The organism is Pseudolabrys taiwanensis, assembly GCF_003367395.1.
GTDB classification, from domain to species: Bacteria; Pseudomonadota; Alphaproteobacteria; order Rhizobiales; family Xanthobacteraceae; genus Pseudolabrys; species Pseudolabrys taiwanensis.
In genome coordinates, this window is the sequence record NZ_CP031417.1 from 1,999,700 (window position 1) to 2,022,054 (window position 22,355).

Annotated in this window: 20 protein-coding genes; 6 read left to right on the plus strand and 14 right to left on the minus strand. The window is 66.1% G+C overall.

Annotated elements, in window-relative coordinates; translation table 11 throughout:
* The first annotated feature begins 386 nt into the window (after window positions 1-386).
* Window positions 387-1,211 (plus strand): alpha/beta fold hydrolase, encoded by an 825-nt coding sequence (locus tag DW352_RS09620; protein ID WP_115690684.1) that lies wholly within the window; start codon window positions 387-389, stop codon window positions 1,209-1,211.
* 369 nt (window positions 1,212-1,580) lie between these two features.
* On the opposite strand, the gene DW352_RS09625 is transcribed toward DW352_RS09620, so the two are convergent.
* The 12 genes from DW352_RS09625 to DW352_RS09680 form a co-directional block, all read right to left on the minus strand.
* Window positions 1,581-1,964 carry a response regulator transcription factor gene (locus tag DW352_RS09625; RefSeq protein WP_115690686.1) on the minus strand — a complete coding sequence of 128 codons (384 nt, stop codon included), beginning with the start codon at window positions 1,962-1,964 and terminating at the stop codon, window positions 1,581-1,583.
* A gap of 103 nt (window positions 1,965-2,067) precedes the next feature.
* Window positions 2,068-2,736 carry a response regulator transcription factor gene (locus DW352_RS09630; protein WP_115690688.1) on the minus strand — a complete coding sequence of 223 codons (669 nt, stop codon included), beginning with the start codon at window positions 2,734-2,736 and terminating at the stop codon, window positions 2,068-2,070.
* Window positions 2,733-4,169 carry a sensor histidine kinase gene (locus DW352_RS09635; RefSeq protein WP_245434387.1) on the minus strand — a complete coding sequence of 479 codons (1,437 nt, stop codon included), beginning with the start codon at window positions 4,167-4,169 and terminating at the stop codon, window positions 2,733-2,735. Before DW352_RS09635 ends, DW352_RS09630 begins: the two co-directional genes overlap by 4 nt.
* 157 nt (window positions 4,170-4,326) lie before the next feature.
* The gene (locus DW352_RS09640) at window positions 4,327-5,310 is read right to left on the minus strand and encodes an AraC family transcriptional regulator (RefSeq protein WP_162826883.1); all 984 of its coding nucleotides are present in this window, start codon (window positions 5,308-5,310) and stop codon (window positions 4,327-4,329) included.
* A gap of 167 nt (window positions 5,311-5,477) precedes the next feature.
* Window positions 5,478-6,596 carry a xanthine dehydrogenase family Fe-S subunit gene (locus tag DW352_RS09645; protein ID WP_115690694.1) on the minus strand — a complete coding sequence of 373 codons (1,119 nt, stop codon included), beginning with the start codon at window positions 6,594-6,596 and terminating at the stop codon, window positions 5,478-5,480.
* Window positions 6,593-7,414: an FAD binding domain-containing protein gene (locus DW352_RS09650; protein ID WP_115690696.1), complete on the minus strand. Its 822-nt coding sequence runs from the start codon at window positions 7,412-7,414 to the stop codon at window positions 6,593-6,595. Before DW352_RS09650 ends, DW352_RS09645 begins: the two co-directional genes overlap by 4 nt.
* Entirely contained in the window at window positions 7,414-9,750 is a 2,337-nt protein-coding gene (locus DW352_RS09655; RefSeq protein ID WP_115690698.1) for a xanthine dehydrogenase family protein molybdopterin-binding subunit, read from the minus strand. Before DW352_RS09655 ends, DW352_RS09650 begins: the two co-directional genes overlap by 1 nt.
* Window positions 9,751-9,839: 89 nt before the next feature.
* Window positions 9,840-10,928, minus strand: a complete 1,089-nt coding sequence (locus DW352_RS09660; protein WP_115690700.1) for a TRAP transporter substrate-binding protein — start codon at window positions 10,926-10,928, stop codon at window positions 9,840-9,842.
* A gap of 30 nt (window positions 10,929-10,958) precedes the next feature.
* Window positions 10,959-11,123, minus strand: coding sequence for a hypothetical protein (locus DW352_RS09665; RefSeq protein WP_162826884.1), 165 nt, complete (start codon window positions 11,121-11,123; stop codon window positions 10,959-10,961).
* A 205-nt stretch (window positions 11,124-11,328) separates the two neighbouring features.
* Window positions 11,329-12,120, minus strand: coding sequence for an ABC transporter permease (locus tag DW352_RS09670; RefSeq protein WP_210209956.1), 792 nt, complete (start codon window positions 12,118-12,120; stop codon window positions 11,329-11,331).
* Window positions 12,113-12,877 (minus strand): ABC transporter ATP-binding protein, encoded by a 765-nt coding sequence (locus DW352_RS09675; RefSeq protein ID WP_115690706.1) that lies wholly within the window; start codon window positions 12,875-12,877, stop codon window positions 12,113-12,115. Before DW352_RS09675 ends, DW352_RS09670 begins: the two co-directional genes overlap by 8 nt.
* A 9-nt stretch (window positions 12,878-12,886) precedes the next feature.
* Window positions 12,887-13,909 (minus strand): ABC transporter substrate-binding protein, encoded by a 1,023-nt coding sequence (locus DW352_RS09680; RefSeq protein ID WP_162826885.1) that lies wholly within the window; start codon window positions 13,907-13,909, stop codon window positions 12,887-12,889.
* 300 nt (window positions 13,910-14,209) lie between these two features.
* Here DW352_RS09680 and DW352_RS09685 point away from each other — a divergent pair, with 300 nt between their 5' ends.
* A complete protein-coding gene (locus DW352_RS09685; protein ID WP_210209957.1) occupies window positions 14,210-14,782 on the plus strand; it encodes a MarR family winged helix-turn-helix transcriptional regulator in 573 nt (190 codons plus the stop codon).
* Window positions 14,783-15,229: 447 nt separating this feature from the next.
* Here DW352_RS09685 and maiA read toward each other — a convergent pair whose 3' ends face one another.
* Window positions 15,230-15,874 carry a maleylacetoacetate isomerase gene (maiA, locus tag DW352_RS09690; RefSeq protein ID WP_210209958.1) on the minus strand — a complete coding sequence of 215 codons (645 nt, stop codon included), beginning with the start codon at window positions 15,872-15,874 and terminating at the stop codon, window positions 15,230-15,232.
* Window positions 15,875-15,881: 7 nt separating this feature from the next.
* The gene (locus DW352_RS09695; protein WP_115690712.1) at window positions 15,882-16,250 is read right to left on the minus strand and encodes a putative quinol monooxygenase; all 369 of its coding nucleotides are present in this window, start codon (window positions 16,248-16,250) and stop codon (window positions 15,882-15,884) included.
* Window positions 16,251-16,401: 151 nt separating this feature from the next.
* Between DW352_RS09695 and DW352_RS09700 the strand changes: the two genes are divergently transcribed.
* The 4 genes from DW352_RS09700 to DW352_RS09715 all read left to right on the plus strand — a co-directional run bounded on the left by DW352_RS09700 (window position 16,402) and on the right by DW352_RS09715 (window position 22,237).
* Window positions 16,402-19,263, plus strand: coding sequence for an FAD-dependent oxidoreductase (locus DW352_RS09700; RefSeq protein ID WP_115690714.1), 2,862 nt, complete (start codon window positions 16,402-16,404; stop codon window positions 19,261-19,263).
* 14 nt (window positions 19,264-19,277) lie between these two features.
* Entirely contained in the window at window positions 19,278-19,799 is a 522-nt protein-coding gene (locus DW352_RS09705) for an aromatic-ring-hydroxylating dioxygenase subunit beta (RefSeq protein ID WP_115694338.1), read from the plus strand.
* A gap of 49 nt (window positions 19,800-19,848) precedes the next feature.
* Complete coding sequence (locus DW352_RS09710; protein WP_115690716.1) at window positions 19,849-21,285, plus strand: amidase; 1,437 nt, start codon at window positions 19,849-19,851, stop codon at window positions 21,283-21,285.
* A 271-nt stretch (window positions 21,286-21,556) separates the two neighbouring features.
* Entirely contained in the window at window positions 21,557-22,237 is a 681-nt protein-coding gene (locus DW352_RS09715; protein ID WP_115690718.1) for a hypothetical protein, read from the plus strand.
* Window positions 22,238-22,355 lie beyond the last annotated feature (118 nt).

Genomic DNA, 22,355 nt, shown 5'->3' on the forward strand with positions numbered 1-22,355 from the left:
AACTTTTCATCAAAACGCGGGTACGCGCGCCTTCGGCCGTGGCGACGCGAAGGTCTCTCGGGCGAACCTCGGGTATACAATATTCATTCCGCATGCGCACCGGCGCCGCGCAGCCGCGCAGCCGCGACGCCCGCCGCAGCCGCTCGCCCTCCATTTAGGCAAGCATCGGCAACTCAAGGCAAGTGCCGCCCTCGCCGCGACGCGCATGCCACCCTACTCCGTATCGGCAGGCGGCGCTGCCGAATGCGGGCGACGAATGTCCTAACCGAACGGTCACAATGGCGTCGCACGGATTCGATCCGATCGCGGCAGGCTGACGGCCACGTGCGGCAGCTGCGTCACCTATCGATGCCCACCGACGACCTCCAACGCGCGAGAGCACCATCATGGCGACCATCACAACGAAAGACGGCACCGAGATCTTCTACAAGGACTGGGGCAAGGGCCAACCCATCGTGTTTCATCACGGCTGGCCGCTCAGCGCCGACGACTGGGACAACCAGATGCTCTACTTCCTGTCGAAGGGCTTTCGCGTGATCGCGCACGACCGCCGCGGCCATGGCCGCTCGTCGCAGACCTCAGGCGGCCATGAGATGGATACCTACGCCGCCGACGTCGCCGCCCTCGCCGAGGCGCTCGACCTGCGCGACGCGGTCCACATCGGCCATTCGACCGGCGGCGGCGAAGTCGCGCGTTACGTGGCGCGCCACGGCAAAGGCCGCGTTGCCAAGGCCGTGCTGATCGGCGCCGTGCCGCCGATCATGGTCAAGACCGACAAGAACCCTAGCGGCCTGCCGCTCGAAGTGTTCGACGGCTTCCGCGCGGCGCTCGCGGCGAACCGCGCACAGTTCTTCATCGATGTGCCGACCGGGCCGTTCTATGGCTTCAATCGGCCGGGCGCGAAAGTCTCGCAAGGGCTGATCGACAACTGGTGGCGCCAGGGCATGATGGGCGCGGCCAACGCGCATTACGATTGCATCAAGGCCTTCTCGGAAACGGATTTCACCGAAGACTTGAAGCAGATCGACGTGCCGGTCCTCGTCCTGCACGGCGAAGACGACCAGGTCGTGCCGATCGCCGACTCCGCGCTGCTGACGATCAAGCTCCTCAAGAACGGCACGCTCAAAACCTACAAAGGCTACCCGCACGGCATGTGCAGCACGAACCCGGACGTTATCAATCCGGATATTCTCGCCTTCATCCAAGGCTAATGCGCGAGGGGCGAGCGGCGGACGACGCCGTCTCGCCCCTTTATCCGCGCAGTCGATGCACGCCCATCGCGGAACCTCTCCATGATGAGAGAATCAGAACAATCGCGATAATCCGCGACAAGCATCCGCCGCCAGACTCTCTAAATTAGAGTTGTCAGTGATCGTCTCCCCGGCGACCACTACATCGCCGGTCAGGCATCCCCCCCTCTGCCTCAAACCGGCACCGGCAGCGGCCGACCTGTGCTCGTCCCCCCGCAGGTCGGCCGCGTAGCCCGCACCGCGCGGCCCGTCGTCGGCACGCGGGAGCACGCGGCGAGAACCGAAACAAAGCGGCGGATTTAAACAATTGGGTTTGGAGCGCAAACCGCGCTAGGCCGCCGGGCCTGCGGCCGCAGTCACGTGGCGGATCAGTTGGCTCAGCACGCGGCCATCGAACGGCTTTTCCAGGAACGCCAAGGCGCCCTTCGCCATCACACTGTCGCGCGTCCGCGCCTCGGGGAACGCGGTGATGAAGATCATGGGAATGAGTTGGCCTTCCGCCACGAGCTTGTGCTGGAGATCCTGCCCGCTCATGCCGGGCATCTGCATGTCCGTGATCACACAGACCGTGAGTGGATAATCCGCCGAGCTCAGAAAATCCTCGGCCGACGCAAACACGCGGGCGTCGAAACCGAGCGAACTCACGAGATCCCCGACCGCGTCGCGCACCGACTCGTCGTCGTCGATAATCGATATGATAGGCGGTTTAGACACAGCCGTTTCCCGATCTCGCCGTTAAGCGGTACCATAATGCATGATCGCATCGTCGATACCGTCAATATGGAGATGATGGGAAAAATTGAAATTATACAGACGTTTATCCGTGCGAATTCGCGCTCGGATGCAACGACAGACTCTCGGCCATGCGAACGAGATCGGCCAGCGAGCGGGCACCCATCTTCCGCATCACATGACCGCGGTGAATCTTGACCGTGATCTCGCTGAGCCCCATCTCGGCCGCGACCTGCTTATTCATTAACCCCTTGGTGACCAGGGTCATCACCTCGCGTTCGCGCGGCGTCAGCGAACCATATTGTTTGCGAAGCGTCGTCAACGCGCCGTCGCTATCGCGACGCTTGCGATCGCGCTCGATCGCACGCGCGACCGCGTCCAGCATGTCCTGGTCGCGAAACGGCTTCGTCAGGAAGTCGACGGCGCCGGCCTTCATAGCGCGTACGGTCATCGGAATATCGCCGTGACCGGTCACGACGACGATCGGAATGTGGATGTTGGCCTGCGCCAGTTGCGTTTGGAACTCCAGCCCGCTCACCCCCGGCAGCCGGATGTCGAGCACCAGACAATTCGGCCCGTCCGGCAGCTTGGCCTTGAGAAACTCCGCCGCCGATCCGAACGACTGCGTGTCCAGCCCGACCGAATTGAACAGCTCACTCAGCGCTTCCCGCAGCGATGCATCATCGTCGACGATCAGGACCGTCGCGGTCTGTGCCGCCGCCTCTTTGACCGTAGACCCTTTGCCCGCATTCATGACTGTGCTTCCACGTTCAAGGGCAATGAGAACTGGAACACCGCCCCGCCGGCCGCCTTTCGCGACGCGGCGATCTTACCGCCATGCGTTTCCACGATGGAACGCGAAATCGCCAAACCCATGCCCATGCCGTCTGACTTTGTCGTGAAGAACGCGTTGAACAGATTGGCCTCGAGGCTCGGATCGTAGCCCGGGCCGGAATCCTCGACGGCGACACGGATATGGCTTTCGTCGTCTCGCTGCGTCCGGATGGTCAGCTCGCGCGGGCCGTCGACCGAGGCCATCGCCTGCACCGCGTTCAAGCCGAGGTTGACCACAACGAGTTGCAGCAGCAGGCGATCGCCACTGATGGCCGGCAGGCCCTCCGCGAGATCGAGGAACAGCCGGACGCCGTGCGCGCCCATCTCCCGCTGCATGAGCGGGATCGCCTCCTCGACCGCCTCGTTGAGGTCGAGCGGCGCCATGCGCAGGCCTTCCTTGCTCGACAGCGCGCGAAGCCGGCGCACGACACCGCTCGCCCGCTGGGCGTCCGCGATCATGCGCTCGAGGCCACGTTTGACGCGATCGAAGGGCGGCCCCTCGATCCCCAGCCAGCGCAGCGAGGCCTCGCCGCGCGTCACGATCGCCGCGAGCGGCTGGTTCACCTCATGCGCGATGGACGCCGTCAGCTCGCCCATCGTCGAGACGCGGGACAAGTGCGCCAGTTCGGCCTGCGCCTCGGCCAGGCTCTCCTGTGCGCGTTTGCGATCGTCGATATCGGTGTTGGTCTCGAGCGTGGCGACCGGCTCGCCGCGCCGGTCGCGCTGCAACGACCAGCGGCTGGACACCGTGACCTTGCTGCCGTCGCGCCGGGTGTGGACGATGTCGCCTTCCCAGAAGCCGCTTTCCAAGAGCTGCTCGGCGATCTTCTCTTTCGACGCCGGAAACTGCGAGCGCAGCAATGCGTGCGACACCGCACCGATGGCTTCGGCGGCCGGCCAGCCGTAAAGGCTTTCCGCGCCGCGATTCCAGAACGTGATCACGTCGTTTCGGTCGCGCACGAAGATCGCGTCGTGGGACAGATCGAGCAGCCGCGCCTGATTGCGCATGGCTTGCGTACTGGCCTGAATTCCCAATGCGAGGAATGTGGTAATCGCGATCGCCAGCAGACTCACGGCGCAGCGCGCCATCGCGTTGCCGACCGGCTCGTCCCAATGCTGGACCGCGAAGGCCAGCACCGTCAGCGCCATGCACCCCGCCGACACGGCGAGAACGCCGCGCCGGTTGCAGAACGTGATCGACATGATCACGACCGTGACATAGAGCACGGCAACGGCGATATCGATCATGACGAACGCGTCGACGACGAAAATCACCGTCGCAAACACGAACGCCACCGCCGGCAAGAACGCGGCCGACGTGCGCGACCGCCGCGGCATCATGTCGTCAGCCACGGCAAAACCCAATGTCTGTTGATGCCGCGGCATAAATCGTCTCGCCCTGAGATTCGTCGCAGCCAGAAAATTGCACTAAATTATACGCGGTTTCTTCTATTCCTTTTATACCCATTGCCCGTCGCCCCTTGCCACCCTCAAACGCCGGCCGCCCCGCTCACGTATAATCGCGACGGTAGGCCGTCGGCGACTGCCCCGAGATCCGGCGGAACGCCGCGGTGAAGGAACTCGTCTCGCTGAAACCCAGCATCAAGCCGATTTCCGTGACCGATTTCGTCCGCTCGGCGAGCAACGCCTTGGCCCGGTCGATGCGCCGGACGATGTGATACCGGTGCGGCGGCACGCCGAACGACTGCTTGAACGCCCGGCAGAAATAATGCGGGCTGAGCCGCGCCAGCGCCGCGAGCTTCGCCAGCGGAATGGGCTCGCCTAGGTGCTCGTCGACGTAAGCGGTGACGGCCCGCTTCTGCCAGCCGGCGAGACCGCCGCGCGCCAGCACGCGGTTCGCCTCCGGCGCGGCGCTGAGGCGCACGATCTCGTGCGCCAGGACGATGCCCAGCGCCTCGCAGTAGCTGCGGCTCGCGGGATCGTCCGCCTCGCCGATGGCGGCCAGCTTCGAGGCCGCCTCCCACAAGGTGGCGTTCGCGAAGAACAGCCGCGGGGAGAGGTCGACCGTTCCGCCGTTGATGGCGGGCAGCGCCGGCATGGCCGCCGGATCGAAGAAGAAATAGCTCGTGCGCGACAGCACTTTGGGATCCTGCCACTCGCTATAGGCATGCCCTGCCGGCACGAAGGTCAGTTTCTGCCGCAACTCCCGCAGCGACGATCGCGGCAGGCCTTCGAGCGCCGTCTCGCCTTCGAAGCGCACGCCCTGCTCGTGAACGATCAGCAGATGGCGCGGCCCGCGATAGCTGAAGGTCAGGCGCTCGCGGCGCGACAAGGTGACGAACTCGGCCGTCATGCCGCGCAGGACGAGGGAACGGCGGGCCACCGCCTGCGCCGGCGCGATGTCGATGCCGGGCTCTCGCTCGCTGCGGTGGGCGATGGGGCGGGAGAATTCGTAGCGCGGCGGCGGTGCCGTCTTGGCGGGCCGGTTAAACATGAACGAGTCAGTGTGGGTCGACTCAAGCTGTATCAGCACGGCTTTCTCTCCGACGCGTTGACCGTGCCGGTGAGTTAAATGTCACCGGCCGCCGCCCTCAATTGTCTGGAGGTTTGCGGCGATACCCGATCGTGTGCGGCGGTACATACTTTGGTTTAGGTAGCTGGCCCGCCCGGCGGAAGACGGAGCGAGAGTCGGCGCGGGACTCAGCGCTTTCGGCTAAGGCCCAGACGCGCCAGCAGCGACGCCCAAAGCAAGCCCATGACGCCGAGCTCGGCCGGCTTGCGCTCGCTGCCGCCGATCGCCGCGGCGAGGTTCTGCGCGAAGGCCGCGGTCAAACGCCCGACCAGATCGCGCACCAATGCGCCGCGCGAGAACTGCGCCAGCATGCCGACGATGCGATAGCGCATGCGGATGTCGATGGCGCAGCGGCCATCGGCCTCCGGCACCAGCGTGTAGATCACCTCGCCGCTCGCCTGCGAGCCGGAGCCGCTATCGCGCCCCGCCCCACGCAGCACGCCGGACCGCGCCGCCTCGTCGAACGTCACGGTGCCTTCGCCACCGAAGCTCGCCTTGATCGGCCCGAACTTCACCACCATGCGGCCCGTAATGTTGCGACCATCGAACGAGGTAACCTCCGCGCCCGGCAGACAGCGCGCGACGCGCGGGATGTCGTGCAGGAACTGCCACGTCGTGCCGGCATCGGCGGCGACCACCACGCGGTCCGTCAGTTCGGTCCAGCCGTCGGTCGCGGCGACGATCGGCGCAGCGGTCGCTTTCGGTGCCGCCGCTGTCGTCGCGGCAGTCACCGCCGCGCTTGTCCCTTGCGTGGTCGCCGCCACCGCCGCGGCAGCCTGCGGCGCGCGTCCCGCCGAAGCCGCCTTCACGGCGGCGACGATGCCCATGTAACCGGTGCAGCGGCAGAGATTGCCGCTGAGCTCCTCGCGGATCTTAGCCTCCTCGCATTCGCCCTTGCGAAGGATGAGATCGCGCGACGTGATCAACATGCCCGGCGTACAGAAGCCGCATTGCAGACCGTGATGCGCCGAGAATTCCTCGCGCAGCTTCGACGCCACTTCGTCGCGATCGAGGCCCTCGATGGTGACGATTGAAGCGCCATCGCAGGCTACGGCCGGCATGATGCAGGAGCGCATCGGCTTGCCGTCGACGATCACCGTGCAGGCGCCGCACACGCCCTGCTCGCAACCGATATGCGTGCCGGTGAGGCCGAGCTCGCCGCGCAGGAAGTCGGCGAGGTGCAGGCGCGGCGCGACCTGCGCCGTCACCGGATTGCTGTTGACGGTCAGAGCGATTGCTTTGTTCACCGGCCAAGCTCCGCCAGAGCGCGTTCGATCGCGACTTTGTGTTGCTGCTTGAAGACGCCGTCGTGCGCCGACAGCAGAGCCTCGATTTCGGCTTCCGCCGCGGCGGCCGCCGCGTCCACGCCTTCGCGCAACGCAGCCGACGCGCGGGGCAATACGAGCGGCGGCGCCTCGACCGCGCCACAGACGATGCGCGCATAATCGCGCGCCGGATCATGCACCACCGCGCCGATCGCCATCGCGAATTCGCCGGTCTTGCGGCAGATCTTGTGATAGGCCCAGCGCGCGCGCTCGGAGAGCACGGGCACATCGATGGCGGTCACCAGTTCGTCCGCGGCCAACGTCGTCGCATAGGCCCCGAGCATGAACGAGAGCGCACTCTCGCGCCGCGTGCCGTTCCTGCCGCCGATCTGGATGCCGGCGTCCAGCACCGCCATGGTCGTCACCCAATCCGCGCTCGGGTCGGCATGCGCCAGGCTGCCGCCGATCGTGCCGCGGTTGCGCACCGGGCGATAGGCGATGCCGCTCGCGACCTTTTGCATCAGGCCGCGCGTCACGTCCGGGACGATGCCGTCCTCGATCTCGGCATGGGTCCAGCAGGCGCCGATGGTCAGCCGGTCGGGCGCCTGCGTGAGCTGGCGCAACTCGGACGCCGCGCGCAGATCGATGAGCTTGGCCGGCCGCGCCAGCCGCAGATTAAGCATCGGCCCGAGCGAGCAACCGCCCGCCACCGCCTTGGCGTCGCCATCCGGTGCGCCGAGCGCCGCCAGCGCATCGCCGATGTTGCTAGCCTTATGATAATCGAATGCGACGGGCTTCATCAGGCGGCCGCCTGTTTCTGGGCCGCGGTGATCGCTTCGAGCACGCGCCGCGGCGTCGCCGGGATTTCGCACACTTCCGCGCCGAGGCCGCGCAACGCGTCGTTGATCGCGTTCACCACCGTCGCGCCGGGCGCGATGGCGCCGCCCTCGCCCACGCCCTTGATGCCGTGCCGCGTGTAAGGCGACGGCGTTTCGGTGTGCGCCATGCGGATCGACGGCAGTTCGGTCGGCCCGGGCAACAGATAGTCCATCAAGGTCGAGGCCAAAGGCTGGCCCTGCTCGTCATAGGTGCTCTCTTCGAACAGCGCGGTGCCGATGCCCTGCGCCACGCCGCCGAAGGTCTGGCCTTCGACGATCATCGGATTGACCACACGGCCGCAGTCCTCGACCACGACATAGTCCAAAATCTTCACGATGCCGGTGCGCGGATCGACCGCCACCACGGCGGCATGCGTCGCGTAAGAGAACACGCCGCCATCGACCATCGGCTTATAGCCGTCGGTCACTTCGAGGCCGCCGGTGTCGACGCCTTCGGGCAACGTCTCCGGCCGCAGGTACCAGGCGCGGCCGATATCGGCGAAGTCGAGGCTCGCGCCGCCGGCTTCGATACGGCCGTCCTTGAACGTGACCTCTTCCGGCCGCTTCTGCATGAGATGCGCGGCGATGCTCTTGATGCGCTCGGCCAATTTCTCCGCCGTGCGCGACACGGCGCCGCCGGCCATGACGATGCCGCGCGAGGCATAAGCGCCGGTCGAATATGGCGTGGTCGCCGTATCGCCGAGCTTCACCTTGATGCGCGATACCGGGATGGTGAGGATCTCGCTTGCCACTTGCGCCAGGGTCGTCTCCAGCCCTTGGCCGATGGTGACGATGCCGGCGCGCACTTCGAGGCCGCCATCCGGCGTCAGCTTCAAGGTCGCCTGCTCGTAGCCCGGCACCAAAGGCAGGCCCCAGGCCGCGAACACCTTGGTGCCGTGCGCCGATTGCTCGGTATAGGTCGCGAAGCCGACACCGATCAGCGTACCGTCCGGCTCCGGCGTCTTTTGCCGCGCGCGGATTTTATCGAGCGCGATCATCTGCTGCGCCGTGCGCAGCGAAGCGACATAGTCGCCGCTGTCGTAGTGTTTGTTGGTCACGTTGGTGTAAGGCATCGCGCTCGCCGGCACGAGATTCTCGGCGCGCACGTCGGCCGGCTCACGGCCCGCCGCGCGGGCGATGGCATCGATGGTCAGCTCCATGGCGAAGCAGACGCCCGGCCGCGCCACGCCGCGATAAGGCGCGAACGGCGGCTTGTTGGTCGCCACCGAATAGGTACTGCAGCGATAGCCGCGAAAGTCGTAAGGCCCCGGCAGATTGCCGCCCGCCTGCGCCGCTTCGAGGCAAGCAGTAAACGGCCACACCGAGTAAGCGCCGGTGTCGACCATCACTTCGGCATCGAGGCCGAGCAAGCGGCCGCGCGCATCGGCATAGGCCGTCATCTTATAGTGATGCTCGCGCGCATTGGCGCCGGCGGTGAGATGCTCACGCCGGTCCTCGATCCAGCGGAACGCCGCCTTGCGGTTCAGCGCCAGCCAGCCGAGGATAATCTCCTCCGGCTGCAACAGGCACTTGTAGCCGAAGCCACCGCCGACATCCGGCGTGACGATGCGCACCCGCTCCTGGTCGATCTGCAGGCATTCGGCAACGCCCGTGCGGATGAGATGCGGCACCTGCGTCGAGGTGACGATGACGAGCTGGTCGGCCTGGAAATCCCAATAGGCCAGGACGCCCTTGCCCTCCATCGGATGCATGCATTGGCGCGCGGTCTTGTATTCGCGCGTCACCTTGATCGGCGCGTTGAGCACCTCGTCGCTCAGGCCGCTGTCGAACGACGTTTGCAGGAAGAGATTGTCGCCCCACTGCTCGTGCAACAGCGCGGCATCCTTGGCGCGGCCGCGATAGACATCGACGATCGGCGGCAGCTCTTCGAGGTTCGGCACGATCGTCTCGCAGACGTCCTCCGCCTCGGCCCGCGTACGGGCGACCGCGACGGCGAGAATGTCACCGACGAAACGGGCCTTGTCCGTCGCCACCGACGGATAGTCCGACACCTTGTATCCGGGAATGGCGGAGCGCGTGACGATCGGCAGCATGCCGGTGAAATCGGCGGCGACCAGCACATCGCCCTGCGCCGGCTTGGCGATGCCGCGAATACGCGCATGCGCCACCGGACTGCGCAGGAACGAGACCTCCTGCAAACCGGGCATGGCGATATCGCCGACGAACCGGCCGCGGCCGTGCAAATGCCGCTCGTCCTCCTTGCGGCGCACGCGTGCGCCGATTCCCTCCGAAGCCATTGACTGCTCCTTGAACGTGGGCCGCCGACGCAATGTTATCGCGCGGGCGCCGGACGACCAGCGCCCGCGCGAACCCTGCGTCTATTTTTCTACCACTTCGTCGACGAATAGCGGAATGCGTCGAGGCGATATTCCGCGACCTGGAACCACTGGTTGGAGGTGTTGATGAAATCCTTCCAGTGCTCGTAGACGCGCTTGAAGTCGGCGCTCTTGGACGACAGCTCGTTGAAGGTCTCGACCGTGGCCTTGAAACAGGCTTCGAGCACCGGCTGCGGGAAGGCCCGCAGCTTGGTGCCGCCCGCGATCAGCCGCTTGAGTGCGGCCGGGTTCTTGAAATCGTATTTCGCCATCATCAGGAGGTTCTGCTCGTTCGCCGCGGTCTCGAACGCATCCTTGTAGAGCTGCGGCAGTTCCTTCCACGCGTCGGCGTTGACCAGACTGGTGATCATGGCGCTGCCTTCCCACCAGCCGGGCGTATAGTAGAACGGCGCGACCTTATGGAAGCCGAGCTTCTCGTCGTCGTAAGGGCCGATCCATTCGGCGGCGTCGATCGTGCCGCGCTCGAGCGCCGGATAGATGTCGCCGGTCGCGATCTGCGTCGGAATGGCGCCGAGGCGTTGCAGCACGACGCCGCCGAGGCCACCGATGCGCATGCGCAGGCCCTTGAGATCGTCGACCGAGTTGATTTCCTTGCGGTACCAGCCGCCCATCTGCACGCCGACATTGCCGCACGGGAAGTTCAGCATTTTCTGCTTGAGGAAGATCTCGCGCAGCACTTCGAGGCCGCCGCCGTAATACATCCACGCCGCCTGCTGGCGCGCATTGGTGCCGAAAGCGACGCCGGCATCGAAGGCGTAGACCGGGTCCTTGCCGAAGTAGAACGAGGTCAGCGTGTGGCCGCATTCGATGGTCTTGTTCGACACGCCGTCGAACACCTGCAAGCCGCCGACGATCTCGCCCGCGGCAAAGCATTGAATGGTGAACTTGCCGTCGGTGAGCTGGCCGACGCGTTTGCACATCTCTTCGGCCGAGCCGTACATCGTATCGAGGCTCTTCGGCCAGCTCGTCGCCATGCGCCATTTCACCTGGCCCGGCGTCTGCGCCACCGCGGGCGCGGCAATCGTCGAGGTCGCGGCAAGGCCCGCCGCTGCTTTCTTCAGGAATGTCCGTCGCTGCATCGTGAAGTCTCCCCTTTTTTAATTGGCCGTTCAGCCGAGACGGACGGGCGCCGTCGTAATGCCGCGCGAAGCGCGGCCGGGCGCACACAGAACCGCTCGAAGATCGTGGATGTCGGAGGCGCCACGCGCGACCGGAATGGAAAGCTCTGCGCCGCCGGCGCTCCGCGAGGCTGCATCGAAGATGGCGCGGATCATGAGCCCCTCGTTATCGGCTGGCATCCCAGCCGGATATTTATGCGGTTATACTGATGATCTTTCGCGGCACTGTCAAACGGCGCGCGCCGACAAAAAATGCGCTGTTAAGCCGCTTTTTGAGCAGGCCTTTGCTCAGCCTGCGAGCAGACACGCCATAGCGCACGAACATTCGGGCGGTATACCGCCTTTTGCGCCGCAACCTGGATCAGTGACCGCCGCGGTCGGCGCTGTGATGCCACGGCATCGCCAGCCGCTCGACGATGGCGACCGCCTCGATCAGCGCGACACCGACCACCGCCAGGATGGCGATCGCCGCGAACACGCGCGTCGTATCGAACATGCCTTGCGCGCTGAGGATCACATAGCCCAGGCCGCGCTGCGAGGAGACGAATTCGCCGACGATGGCGCCGACCAGCGCCAGCGACATCGCGACTTTCAGGCCGGCGAACAGATGCGGCATCGCGCAAAACAGTTTCACCCGCAACAGCACCTTCAGCCGCGAACCGCGCAAGGTGCGCGCGAGATCGAGCGTGTCGGGCGGCACCGAGCGCAGGCCGAGCGCGGTGTCGATGACCACCGCGAACACCGCGATGAGAAAGGCGATAGCGACCTTCGGCGTATCGCCGACGCCGAACCAGATGATGAACAGCGGCGCCAGCGCCACCTTGGGCACGCTGTTGAGGCCGACGAACAGCGGAAACAGCAGACGCTCCAGCAATTTCCATTCGACGATGATGATCGCGAACAATACGCCGAACACCACCGCCGCGCCGAAGCCGGCGAGCGTGATGCCGACCGTGTAGACGGTCTGCTCGGCGAACCAGGCCGGCGAGTCGGCGAGTTCGCGCAACACCATGGTCGGGCTCGGCAACAGGATCGGCCGGATGGCGAATAATCGGCAGGCGATCTCCCACAGGACGATGAACACCAGCGCGCCGAGCAGCGGCACCGACGAGCGGCGAAAGCCGGACCACAAGGCAGACGGCATCTCAATCATGGATGAGCCCCATCTTCTCGAACAGCCCGCGGATATGCCGCGTATAGCCGGCGAACTCGGCGCTCTCGCGCACGGCCAGGCGCCGTTCGCGCGGCAGATCGATGCGGATATCCTCGACGATGCGGCCCGGGCGCGGGCTGAACACGACGACGCGCGTCGACAGGAACACCGCCTCGGAAATGCTGTGCGTGACGAAGATCGTCGTCGTCTTCTGCCGCTGCGTCAGGCGATGCAGGTCGACGTTGAGCTGGTCGCGCGTCAGCGCGTCGAGCGCGCCGAACGGCTCGTCCATCAGCAACAGCCGCGGGTCGAGCAGCAGCGAGCGGCACATCGCCACGCGCTGACGCATGCCGCCGGACAATTCGCGCGGATAGGCGTTGACGAAGCTGTTCAGCCCCGCCATCGCCAACAGTTCGCGCGCGCGCGGCTCGAAATCGCGCTTGCGCTTGCCGCCGAAGTCGGCCGGCAGCAGCACGTTCTCCAACACGTCGAACCAGTCGAGCAGCGCATCGCGCTGAAACGCCATGCCGAGACCGTCCGGCGGGCCGTCGACCGCCTTGCCGTCGACCAGCAGCGTGCCCGCGCTCGCCGTCTCGATGCCGGCGAGGCAGCGCAGGAACGTGCTCTTGCCGCAGCCGCTCGGCCCGAGCAGGCTGACGAACTCGCCCTCGCCGATCTCGAGCGAGATGCCATCGAGCGCGGTGACGCCTTTGTCGCCCTTGCCGAACCGCTTGACGACGTCCGAAGCTCGGATCATGCGGGCGACTTAGAACTTGCCCGCGGCGAGATCGGCGACGATCTTCTTGTCGATGAGATCGTTGGTGAAGACCGCATCCGCCGTCACCTTCTGATCGAGCAGGCCGCCTTCCGCCAGAATCTCCAGCGCCGACGACCAGTCCGACGCGGCCTGGATGCCGAACGGCTCGTTCTCCGTCGCCTTGGTCTTGGAGAAGGCCTTGATATTCTCGATCTGCTCGCGCAGCACCGCGGGATCGAGCTTGGCCTGCGGCCGCGCGGCGATGATCGCCTGCGCGCCCTCGTCCATATGGCCGTTCAGGATGTAGGCCCAGCAGCCGGCGACGACGCTGGCGAAGCGGCGCAGCGCGTCCTTCTTGGTCTCGATCGACTTCTCGGTCGCGAACAGCCCGAAGCTCGGGAATTGCAGGCCGTAATCGGCGAAGTTCACGCTGGTCGACTTACGCTTGGCCGACACCACCGGCAGGAAGAACGGCACCGACGACAGCGCGCCGTCGGCGCTGCCCGACATATAGGTGCCCGCCTTGGCGGCGGCGCTGACGTTGAGCAGTTCGACGTCGTTGCGCGTCAGCTTGCCGGCGGCGAGGAAGCGATCGATGAACGGCGCTTCGAGCGAGCCGGCGGTGAAGGCGATCTTCTTGCCTTTGAGATCGGCCGGGCTCTTGATGCCCGCGTCCGCCGGTACCAGCAGGCCGATATCGTTCTTCTGCACGAAGCCGGCGATGGCCTTTACCGGCAGGCCCTTCGAGCGCGCGATCGCCATCGGCGCGAGCGAGGCATGGCCGACATCGTATTCGCCGTTGCCGACGATCTGCACGGTCGCGACCGAGCCGTTGCCGTCGTCGATCGTGACGTCGAGATTGTACTTCTTGAAGAGGCCCTTTTGCGCCGCGAAATGAAACGGCGCGTGATTGCCCCACGGCGTCCAGTCGAGCCGAACCTTCAGCGTGTCGGCGGCGGTGGCGGAGCCCGCAAGCGCGGCACTGGCCATCAACGCGAATGCAAAACCGATCCAATGACGTGCTGACATCATCTTCCCCTGCTCGACGAGACGATTGGCATTCACCGGCACGCACACGGTAACACGACAATTTTGAATTCGACAAGATATGATGTGGTACTGACGATTTTGCTTTCGCCGTTCGCTGCGCTATCAAGTCGCCAGCGGCCGCCGCTCAGCGCGCCGGATCACGCCTTCGCCGCGCACCTGCCATGTCCACATCCTTCGGGAAACTCGCCCTCAAATGGTTGCAAAGGACGTGCCAGGATCGTCCAATTGCTCCGACTCAACCCTCGCGCGTCGGCGTTCGGCCGAACGTCTATAGGAATGCCCATGGCAACAAGCCCAAAACGCCGTACTAAGTCGGCTCCGGCCGGCGCACCGGCAAAGCTCGTCGCGCGCGCCGGCCAGCCGCGCGATTATTCCGTTGCGGGCGCACTCATGTCGGAAATGCCGCTGTGGGCGCGACCGGGCTATCTGCTGCGCCGCCTGCACCAGATCCATTACGCGCTGTTCTTCGAGGAATGCACGCCGTTCGACATCACGCCGGTGCAATACGGGCTTTTGACCACGCTCGCGACCAATCCCGACCTCGATCAGAACTCGATCGCGCGCGAACTCGGCATCGACCGCACCAATGCCGCCGATGTGCTCAACCGGCTCAGCCGCCGCGGCTTGATCGAACGCCGGCGCGGCAAGGTGGACAAGCGCACGATGCTGGCGCGCCTGACGCCGGAAGGAAAGCGCGTCACCAAGGAAATGTACGCCGCGATGCAGCGCGCGCAGGAACGGCTGCTCGAGCCGCTGCTGCCGGCCGAGCGCCACGCTTTCATCACCACCTTGATCCGCCTGATCGACGGCAACAACCATCTCGGCCGCACCATCTTCAGCCCGAGCAAGGCATAGCGCCATCTTGAGATAAGGCTGCCGCAACCTCCGCTCATTCCCGCGCACGCGGGACTCCAGTTGAGCCTATCAGGATTGAACTGCCGCGCTGGGTCCCCGCTTTCGCGGGGACGAGCGGATTTTGAGTCAGTCGCTCGCCCGAATGAGCGCAGCCAAATCCGGGAGCAGCCCATCGATCGTCGCCGGGTTACGCGAAGCCTGTCATCGGGCGGCGCTTCGCGCCGACCCGTTGGCTCCACCCGGGCTACAGACAGACTCTCTCCGTCACCCTGAGGTGCGAGCGTAGCGAGCCTCGAAGGGCGACGGCCACCGAGGTCGGAACTATCCGACATCGGCCTGATTCCTACCGCAAGTCCGCTGTGGCTGACCTGCCTTGGCCGTCCATCCTTCGAGGGCCGCCTTCGGCGGCCACCTCAGGATGACGGGGCGATGCCGCGACTTAATCGGCTAAAACGCGTCCGGCTGCGTGCTCGGCTGCGTGTCGGTGAAGGCCGGCAGCTTCATGCAGTCCTCGAAGATCGCCATCAGCTTGGGATAGCCGTCGAGCGGACAGCCGAAACGCTGCGCGTTGAAGATCTGCGGCACCAGGCACGTATCGGCCATGGTCACGCTGTCGCCGAGCGCAAAGCGCCCCGACCGCCCCTCTTGCGCGACATATTGCTCCAGGCCGCCGAGCCCCTCGGCGATCCAGTGCGCGTACCATTCGTTGGTCGCCGCCTCGTCGGCGCCGAACTGGCTCTTGAGCCGCTTGAGCACCCGCACGTTGTTGAGCGGATGAATGTCGCAGCTGATGACTTGCGAGAACGCGCGCACATAAGCGCGATCCAGCGGATCTTTCGGCATCAGCGGCGGCTCGGGATAGATCTCGTCGAGATACTCGATGACCGCCATCGTCTGGATATGACTGCGGCCGCCCTCGATCAGCAGCGGCACCAGGCCTTGCGGATTGAGGTCGCGATAGCCCGGCTCCCGATGTTCCATCTTCGGCAGGCTGACGTAATGCGCCTCGTAGGGGAGCTTCTTGTACGCCAGCACGATCCGCATCCGGTACGACGTCGACGACCGGAAGAACGTATAAAGATGCCGCTCCACGGCCGGCTTACCCCGCCGCCTTCTGCAGGATCTCGTCGGGCGTCGAGGAGACGACCTGGACGTATTTCGGGATGAACTTGCCGCCCTCGATATATTTGATGAATTCCGGCTTGAGCTCGTTGGCGAGGATCTTGCGGATCTTCGCGTGCTCTTCGATGTCCGACCATTCGGCGATCAGGAAGAAGCGCTGCGGATCCTCGACGTCGCGGCAGAGCACGCCGTCGCTCACCTGCGCCGCCGATTTGTGCATCGGGTTGCCGTCGGAATAGTCGAACTCCTCGAACAGCCGGATGAACTCATCCTCGTGGCCCTTCTGCACGCGGAAGTCATAGATGTGCAGGTAGTTGCCTTTGGTCGCGAGCGGCTCTTGGGCCATGACGGCGCTCCTCCGATTGCGGTGTCCTATTTTATGATGGTACACTGACTAAATCGCAGGGGCAATAAATTCCTTGTGGTCGAGCGGCGGCGGCACCGTTGCCGCCCGGAAACAACGATGTACACTGATCAATAAGCGCGGAAACGAACCCATGGCCTGGCAGCGTGCGGCATCGTTGAGTTCGATAAAGGACGGCGCCGTCATCGGCGTCGATGTCGGCGGAACGCCGGTTGCGCTCTTCAATCTCGGCGGCACGGTCTTCGCCACGCACAACGTCTGCACGCACGCGCTGGCGCTGCTGTCCGAAGGCTGGATCGAGGACGGCAAGATCGAGTGCCCGCTGCACCAGGGCCAGTTCGACATCCGCACCGGCAAGGCGCTGTGCGCGCCGTTGACGGAAGACCTGCGCACTTATGCGGCAAAGGTCGACGGCGACGACATCCTCGTCGACCTCGACCAGCCCGGCGCCCGGCCGCCGGTTTCGGCCGCCGAGAAGAAAACCGCGGCGCCAGCCGCTGCGACCACCGCCGTCATTGTCGGCGCCGGTCAGACCGCCGCCGCCGCGATCCGCGCCATGCGCGCGGCCGGCTTCAATGGCGCGATCGATCTCGTCGGCGATGAAGTGCACCTGCCCTATGAACGCCCGCCGCTGTCGAAGGACATGCTGTTCGGCACCGGCGACCTCGCCGCCTGCACGCGGCTGAGCGAGGCCGATGCCGAGGCGCTCGGCGTGCGCCTGCATCTCGGTCAGCAGGTTGTCGCCATCGACGCCGCGCAGAAGCAAGTCGAACTCGGCAGCGGCACGCGCCTGCCCTACGATGCGCTGTTGATCGCGACCGGCGGCCGCGCCCGCCGTCTCGGCGTTCCCGGCGCCGATCGCGCCGGTGTCTTGCATCTGCGCACCGTCGAAGACGCCGACGCCATCGAACGCGCGCTCGCCTCGGCGTCCCACGTCGCGGTCGTCGGTGGTGGCTTCATCGGCCTCGAACTCGCCTCCGCGGCGATCAAGCGCGGCGTCGCCGTCACCGTGCTCGAACGCGAGCCCGAGATCATGTCGCGGCTGTTGCCGGCGCCGCTCGGCCGCGCCTTCCGGCGTCTGGCCGAGTCTCACGGCGTCGAGGTCCGCCGCAATGCCGAGGTGCGCGAGATCACGCAGCGCGGCGGGAAGCTTGGCGTCGTCACCGAGCGCGACACGCTCGAAGTCGACGCGGTGCTGGTCGGCATCGGGCTCGAGCCGCATGTCGAACTGGCCGCCTCCGCCGGCCTGAAGGTCGCGGGCGGCATCGACGTCGATGCCGAAGGCCGCACCAGCGTTGCCGGCATCTGGGCCGCCGGCGATTGCGCGTTGCATCACATTCCTAACGGCGGCCGCCGCGTGCGGCTTGAAAGCTGGCACAATGCCGAGGAACAAGGCGCCGCCGCGGGCCGTTCCATCGCCGGCGCGGCACCCGGCAGCGCCGCCAAGAAGCCGTGGTTCTGGACCGATCAGTTCGGCCTCAACATCCAGATGATCGGCAGCATCGGCGCCAGGGACATCGTCGCGCGCGAAGGCGACATCGAGGCCGCCGCCGGCGCCGTCTATCGCACGCTCGACCGCGACACCGGCAAGCTCACCGGTGTCGTCGCTTTCTCCGCGCCTGACGCCATTCGTCAGGCGCGCACCGACTTGCAAGCCGCAACGCCTTTCGATCTCGACGCATCCACCGCCGTCGTCCTCGCGGATGACGAAGCAGACGAAACATCCCCGGAGGCCGCCATGACCGCACATCCTTCGCTGGCATTGACCAAACGCTATCTGTGGCCGGAGGAAGGCCTCACGCGCATCCCGGACTGGGTCTACACCGACCAGACCATCTACGAGCGCGAGGTCGAGAAGATCTTCCACGGCCGCACCTGGAATTTCGTCGCACTCGAATGCGAGGTGCCCAATCCGGGCGACTTCATCCGGTCCAATGTCGGCCCGACACCGGTCGTCGTCGCGCGCGACAAGGATGGCGCGATCAACGTGTTCGAGAACCGCTGCGCGCACCGCGCCGCCGAGTTCTGCCGCGATCTGTCCGGCAACGCCAAGGAGTTCGTCTGCCCCTATCACCAATGGTCGTACGACCTGAAGGGCAATCTCGCCGGCGTGCCGTTCCGCCGCGGCGTCAACGGCAAGGGCGGCATGCCGGCCGATTTCAAGAACGCCGACCATGGGCTGCGCAAGCTGAACGTCACGACGCATCGCGGCGTCGTATTCGCCTCCTACTGCAACGACATGGAGTCGTTCCCGGACTATCTCGGGCCCGAAGTGCTGCGCGAGTTCGAAGCGACCTTCGACGGCCGCAAGCCGGTGCTGCTCGGTTACTACCGTCACACGCTGCCGGGCAACTGGAAGCTCTATCACGAGAACCTCAAGGACCCGTATCACGCGACCTTGCTGCACACCTTCCTGGTGACGTTCGGCCTGCTCGTCGCCGGCAACCGCTCGCTGATGCTGGCCGATCCGACCGGCCGTCATGGTGTGATGGCCTCGGCCAAGTCCGACGGCAAGGCGGTCTCCGGCGACGCCAAGAAGGAGATGCGCGCTTATCGCGAAGGCATGACGCTGGAAGAGCCGCGCTTCATGGACTTCATCGACGAGTTCGACAGCCCGTGGTCGGTGACCATGGCGACCATCTGGCCGAACCTGATCATCCAGCGCGAGATGAACACGCTCGGCGTGCGCCACATCGTGCCGACCGGCCCCAACGAGTTCATCATGAAGTGGACCATGTTCGGCTTCGAGGGCGACACCGAGGAGATGACGCGCCACCGCCTGCGCCAGGGCAACCTGATGGGGCCGGCCGGCTTCCTCGGCCTCGAAGACAATGAGGCGATCAAGTTCGTGCAGGACGGCATGCTCAACGTGCCGAACGGCGAGCATCTGGTGAAGCTCGATCCGGACATCGAGACCGGCACCGCCGACAGCCTGATCTCGGAGGCGGCGATCCGCGCGATGTACAAGCACTGGCGCCAGGAAATGGGGCTCTGATCATGCAAGGCCTGATGACCCGCCCGCCGCTCGCCATGGCCGACCGCGATGCCCGCCTCGACGCGCTGCTGCTGGCGCACGAGGTGACGACCTTCAACAACGTCTATGCCGCCGCGCTCGACGAGCAGCGGCTGATGGACTGGGCCGAGCTGTTCACCGACGACGCGCTGTACATCATCCTGTCGCGCGAGAACCACGACCGCAATCTGCCGGTCGGTCTCATCTACTGCGAGAACAAGGGCATGATCCGCGACCGCGCCTTCGCCCTGAAGGAGACCGCGATGTTCGCGCCGCGCTATCTGCGGCACATGATCGCCAACCAGTCGGTCGGCGAGGAAGCCGCCGACGGCACCGTCACCGCGCGCGCCAACTATGTGGTGCTGCAGGTGCTGTACGACCGGCCCGACGCCAAGATCCATCAGGTCGGCACCTATTACGACACGTTCAGGCGCGTGAACGGCGCGCTCAAGCTCGCCGCGCGCCGCTGCGTCTACGACAATTTGCTCGTCGACAACGCGCTGTGCCTGCCGGTGTGAGCGGGCGCGCCGCCGCCCCTCGCCTCTCATTCTTTCGGAGCCAAGACCCATGACCGCAGCGGCCTCGCCGTTTGCCTATATGACCGCCGTTGAGATGGCGCAGCGCATCCGCGCGCGCGAGATCTCGTCGCTCGCGGTCACCACCGAGATCCTCCGCCGCGCCGAGCAAAGCCAGCCAACGCTCAACGCCTTCATCACGCTCTGCAAGGACGAGGCGCTCGCCGCCGCGAAAGCCGCCGACGCCGCGGTCGCGCGCGGCGACACATTGGGCCCGCTGCACGGCGTGCCGGTGTCGGTGAAGGACATCATCAACACCGCCGGCATCCGCACCACCTGGGCCTCGCGCACGATGCAAAACAACGTGCCCGACATGGACGCGGCCGCGGTGAAGCGCCTCAAGGACGCCGGCGCCGTCATCATCGGCAAGACCATGACGTCGGAGTTCGCGCACAAGCTGATGACCGACGCGCCGGCCTTCGGCGTAACGCGCAACCCGTGGGGCCTCGCTTACACGCCGGGCGGCTCGAGCGGCGGCTCGGCCGTCGCGGTCGCCGCGGGGCTCGGGCCCTTGTCGCTCGCGACCGACGCCGGCGCCTCGACGCGCCTGCCCGCCGCCTGCACCGGCATCGTCGGCCTGAAACCCACGCTCGGCGTCATCCCGCACAACCAGGTGCCGGACGGCTTCAACAACTTCATCCATCTCGGCGTCATGGCGCGCACTGTGCGCGACGCAGCGCTCATGCTCGACGTCGTCGCCGGCCCGCATCCGGCCGATCCGCATTCGCTCGGCCTTAACCACATCCGCGCAACGGCCAGCCTCGACACACCCATCAAAGGCCTGCGCATTGCGTTTCGCCCGCTGATCGGCAACACGCTCCTCGACGACGAGGTGCGCGCCGCGTGCGAAGCGAGCCTTGCCGCCTTCCGCGCGCTCGGCGCCACGGTCGACGTCATCGACGAGGCGATCGACAACGCCGAGCCCGCCTGGCGCATCCTGCAGCAATCGAACTGGGCGGCGCGCTTCTTCGCGCGCATCGACGAGGTCGCGCCGCAACTCGACCCCTCCTTCGTCGACGGCATCCGCGCCGGCGGCGCCTACAGCGGCCAGCAGCTGCTGCAGGCGACCTACAAGCGCACGGCGCACTTCCGCATGGTGCAGGGCTGGTTCGCCACATACGACCTGATCCTGACGCCGACCATGAGCCGGCCGCCGCTCTCGGCCGACCACAAGGCGCTCGACCCGATCGCCATCAACGGCCAGGACGCCGGCGACATGCGCGCCTCGTGGGTGCCGTATCTCAACATGTTCGACCTCACCGGCCATCCGGCCGTCAGCGTGCCATGCGGCGTCTCGCGCGACGGCCTGCCGCTCGGCCTGCAGATCGTCGGCCCGTGGTACGCCGACGCCAAGGTGCTCGCCGCCGCTCTTGCGTTCGAAACGGCGCAGCCCTGGGCGCAGCGCATCCCGCCGCACGCGGTGGCGTAAGCGCTCACCCTCGCCCTCCCTTCCTTCCTTTCACCCTCGCCCTTCTTCTTTCTTCACCCTCCCCCTTGTGGGGAGGGTCGATTGGCCGAAGGCCAATCGGGGTGGGGGTCGTTGTAAATCGCCATCACCCCCACCCCGCTCACCTCGCTGCGCTCGGTGAGCGACCCTCCCCACAAGGGGGAGGGTAAGAAAGAAGCGCTCCGCCCCCCTCCAGGGGGAGGGTAAGAGCGGCCCCTTGCTCCCGCCTCATCCTAGGCTTAACATCCTAGAAATGACATTTCACCCCCTCGCCCGTCCGATCCTCGCGCTGCGCTACAAGCCGGGCGCCCGCGACGCCATCGCCGGGCCGCGGCCGAAGCGTTCGCGCCGCCCGCACACCGACGGCACGGTCGCGCGCGTGCGCCATTTCGTCGAGCAGACGGCGCTGACCTATGGCGAGATTTCCGCCAAGACCGGCGTCGGCGCCGCCTCGATCTGCCGCTGGACGCGCGACCAGGGCTGGACGCGGCCGTTGTTCGCGCCGCGCGCGACCGACACCGTGCCGCGCGAGCGCGCCGGCGCGCAGCTCAAATTGCGCACGCTTGCCGCGCGCCTCGCGGCGCTCGCCGAACGCTATGTCCGCGAACTGGAGGACAGCGCGGACGTCGACGTCGACAAGCTCGCCGAAGCCTACGCGCTCTACCGGATGACCAAGGTGGCGCTGCGGCCGCGCAAGCGCGCGCCCAAGGCCCCGCGCCCGACGGCGCTCACCAATCTCGGCGACGCGCCCGCGCCGAAGCTGCTCGCCGAACTCGCCGACGGCGGCGTCGACCTCTACGCCGCGCCGCGCGCGGCGGTGAAGGATTATGTCGAGAGCCGCCAATACGCGGACCTCAAGCAGCGCCCGCGCAACATGAGCAAAAGCCAGCGGCGGCGCCAGCGCCGTCAGGCGTGGATGTTGGAGGAGGTGTGAGGGGGGAGCGAGCGGCCTGCCCCATCGGCGGCGTCAGCAGCAGCGTCATGGCCGGGCTTGTCCCGGCCATCCACGGGTTGGCCGCGTCGTCCCACCAAACCTGAAGTACAAGCCTGCC

Excerpts from the sequence above, each read along its gene's own strand:
- DW352_RS09620 (WP_115690684.1), top strand. The coding sequence starts at position 387 with ATGGCGACCATCACAACGAAAGACGGCACCGAGATCTTCTACAAGGAC.
- DW352_RS09630 (WP_115690688.1), bottom strand. The coding sequence starts at position 2,736 with ATGAATGCGGGCAAAGGGTCTACGGTCAAAGAGGCGGCGGCACAGACC.
- DW352_RS09650 (WP_115690696.1), bottom strand. The coding sequence starts at position 7,414 with ATGAAGCCCGTCGCATTCGATTATCATAAGGCTAGCAACATCGGCGAT.
- DW352_RS09655 (WP_115690698.1), bottom strand. The coding sequence starts at position 9,750 with ATGGCTTCGGAGGGAATCGGCGCACGCGTGCGCCGCAAGGAGGACGAG.
- DW352_RS09660 (WP_115690700.1), bottom strand. The coding sequence starts at position 10,928 with ATGCAGCGACGGACATTCCTGAAGAAAGCAGCGGCGGGCCTTGCCGCG.
- DW352_RS09665 (WP_162826884.1), bottom strand. The coding sequence starts at position 11,123 with ATGATCCGCGCCATCTTCGATGCAGCCTCGCGGAGCGCCGGCGGCGCA.
- DW352_RS09670 (WP_210209956.1), bottom strand. The coding sequence starts at position 12,120 with ATGATTGAGATGCCGTCTGCCTTGTGGTCCGGCTTTCGCCGCTCGTCG.
- DW352_RS09675 (WP_115690706.1), bottom strand. The coding sequence starts at position 12,877 with ATGATCCGAGCTTCGGACGTCGTCAAGCGGTTCGGCAAGGGCGACAAA.
- DW352_RS09680 (WP_162826885.1), bottom strand. The coding sequence starts at position 13,909 with ATGATGTCAGCACGTCATTGGATCGGTTTTGCATTCGCGTTGATGGCC.
- DW352_RS09685 (WP_210209957.1), top strand. The coding sequence starts at position 14,210 with ATGGCAACAAGCCCAAAACGCCGTACTAAGTCGGCTCCGGCCGGCGCA.
- DW352_RS09695 (WP_115690712.1), bottom strand. The coding sequence starts at position 16,250 with ATGGCCCAAGAGCCGCTCGCGACCAAAGGCAACTACCTGCACATCTAT.
- DW352_RS09700 (WP_115690714.1), top strand. The coding sequence starts at position 16,402 with ATGGCCTGGCAGCGTGCGGCATCGTTGAGTTCGATAAAGGACGGCGCC.
- DW352_RS09705 (WP_115694338.1), top strand. The coding sequence starts at position 19,278 with ATGACCCGCCCGCCGCTCGCCATGGCCGACCGCGATGCCCGCCTCGAC.
- DW352_RS09710 (WP_115690716.1), top strand. The coding sequence starts at position 19,849 with ATGACCGCAGCGGCCTCGCCGTTTGCCTATATGACCGCCGTTGAGATG.
- DW352_RS09715 (WP_115690718.1), top strand. The coding sequence starts at position 21,557 with ATGACATTTCACCCCCTCGCCCGTCCGATCCTCGCGCTGCGCTACAAG.